Origin of the sequence: Aquimarina sp. TRL1, from assembly GCF_013365535.1 — a bacterium.
Classification (GTDB): Bacteria; Bacteroidota; Bacteroidia; order Flavobacteriales; family Flavobacteriaceae; genus Aquimarina; species Aquimarina hainanensis.
Genome location: NZ_CP053590.1, coordinates 35,001 through 37,500 on the forward strand (window position 1 = coordinate 35,001; position 2,500 = coordinate 37,500).

Annotated in this window: 2 tRNA genes and 2 rRNA genes (1 of these 4 running past the window's edge); all 4 read right to left on the reverse strand. The window is 44.0% G+C overall.

Annotated elements, in window-relative coordinates:
• Nucleotides 1-270 (reverse strand): 23S ribosomal RNA (locus HN014_RS00155) (it extends 2,552 nt beyond the left edge of the window).
• 165 nt (nucleotides 271-435) lie between these two features.
• A tRNA-Ala gene (locus HN014_RS00160) sits at nucleotides 436-509 on the reverse strand.
• 91 nt (nucleotides 510-600) lie between these two features.
• Nucleotides 601-674: transfer RNA gene (locus tag HN014_RS00165), tRNA-Ile, on the reverse strand.
• Nucleotides 675-743: 69 nt separating this feature from the next.
• Nucleotides 744-2,269, reverse strand: a 16S ribosomal RNA gene (locus HN014_RS00170).
• Together the 16S and 23S rRNA genes with 2 tRNA genes alongside form the textbook arrangement of a ribosomal RNA operon.
• Nucleotides 2,270-2,500: the final 231 nt, after the last annotated feature.

Here is a 2,500-nt window from a genome sequence, read left to right on the forward strand (position 1 = left end):
TAGCTATATAGGTTTGGGCTGCTCCGCGTTCGCTCGCCACTACTAGCGGAATCACTGTTGTTTTCTTCTCCTCCGGGTACTTAGATGTTTCAGTTCTCCGGGTTTGCCCTCCTTACGGAGTGATATATCTTCAATATACCGGGTTGCCCCATTCGGATATCTACGGATCAATCTGTATGTGCCAGTCCCCGTAGCTTTTCGCAGCTTATCACGTCCTTCTTCGCCTCTGAGAGCCTAGGCATTCCCCATACGCCCTTAATTAGCTTATGCGTTTTGCTTTTATGCTCTTTAGTTTTTATTTACTATATTTTTTTTAACACACTTTTTTTGTGCGCTCGTATTATTTTGATCAATATGTCAATGAACGTTATAAAACAGATAATTAATTTTAAAAATCAATATCTATTCTTGTAGTATAATAAATATACTACCTTGTGGAGAATATCGGAGTCGAACCGATGACCTCCTGCGTGCAAGGCAGGCGCTCTAGCCAGCTGAGCTAATCCCCCATATATCCAAGAAGCGTCTTAAAAACTCCTACAAAATGAAGTAGCTAAACTCAACTTCTAAAATTTCCAGTATCTATAAATATGAACTTCGTAGTCTCAGGCAGACTCGAACTGCCGACCTCTACATTATCAGTGTAGCGCTCTAACCAGCTGAGCTATGAGACTGCATATCTTAATTAACAGCTTAAGACTAAAAACAAATAAGAATAACCATAATTGTATCGTAATCTCTAGAAAGGAGGTGTTCCAGCCGCACCTTCCGGTACGGCTACCTTGTTACGACTTAGCCCCAGTTACTAGTTTTACCCTAGGCCGCTCCTTGCGGTGACGGACTTCAGGTACCCCCAGCTTCCATGGCTTGACGGGCGGTGTGTACAAGGCCCGGGAACGTATTCACCGCATCATGGCTGATATGCGATTACTAGCGATTCCAGCTTCACGGAGTCGAGTTGCAGACTCCGATCCGAACTGTGATATACTTTATAGATTCGCGCCTTGTCACCAAGTGGCTGCTCTCTGTATATACCATTGTAGCACGTGTGTAGCCCAGGACGTAAGGGCCGTGATGATTTGACGTCATCCCCACCTTCCTCACGGTTTGCACCGGCAGTCTTGTTAGAGTTCTCAGCTTAACCTGCTAGCAACTAACAACAGGGGTTGCGCTCGTTATAGGACTTAACCTGACACCTCACGGCACGAGCTGACGACAACCATGCAGCACCTTGTAAGTAGTCCGAAGAAAGATCTATCTCTAAATCATGCAACTTACATTTAAGCCCTGGTAAGGTTCCTCGCGTATCATCGAATTAAACCACATGCTCCACCGCTTGTGCGGGCCCCCGTCAATTCCTTTGAGTTTCATTCTTGCGAACGTACTCCCCAGGTGGGTCACTTATCACTTTCGCTTAGCCACTCAGTCCGAAAACCAAACAGCTAGTGACCATCGTTTACGGCGTGGACTACCAGGGTATCTAATCCTGTTCGCTACCCACGCTTTCGTCCATCAGCGTCAATAAATTGTTAGTGATCTGCCTTCGCAATCGGTATTCTATGTAATATCTATGCATTTCACCGCTACACTACATATTCTAACCACTTCACAATTATTCAAGACATACAGTATCAATGGCAATTTTACGGTTGAGCCGCAAACTTTCACCACTGACTTATACGCCCGCCTACGGACCCTTTAAACCCAATGATTCCGGATAACGCTTGGATCCTCCGTATTACCGCGGCTGCTGGCACGGAGTTAGCCGATCCTTATTCGTAGAGTACCGTCAGAGCAATACACGTATTGCGGTTTCTTCCTCTATAAAAGTAGTTTACAACCCATAGGGCAGTCTTCCTACACGCGGCATGGCTGGATCAGAGTTGCCTCCATTGTCCAATATTCCTCACTGCTGCCTCCCGTAGGAGTCTGGTCCGTGTCTCAGTACCAGTGTGGGGGATCTCCCTCTCAGGACCCCTATCTATCGTAGCCTTGGTATGCCGTTACCATACCAACTAGCTAATAGAACGCATAGCCATCTCTAAGCGATAAATCTTTAATTATTTAATTATGCAATCAAATAATACTATAAGGTATTAATCCAAATTTCTCTGGGCTATCCCTTACTTAAAGGTAGGTTCTATACGCGTTACGCACCCGTGCGCCGGTCGTCAGCAAGATTGCAAGCAATCTCCTGTTACCCCTCGACTTGCATGTGTTAAGCCTGCCGCTAGCGTTCATCCTGAGCCAGGATCAAACTCTTCATCGTGAATTCTTAAATATTATTTAGATTCAACAACTATGGAATTTTGTCTTCTCAATGATGTTTCTAGTCTTAATTCTAATGCTTATATATTTCTATATACGCGCTGTCAATCAATATGTTTATGAACGTAAGTCTAATCCAAAAATTAAACCGTCTTTTCGTATGTTAAATAGGAATCGAACCTTATTAAGTATCATCAATACTTTACTCCAGTATAACTATTTTTATGAACTC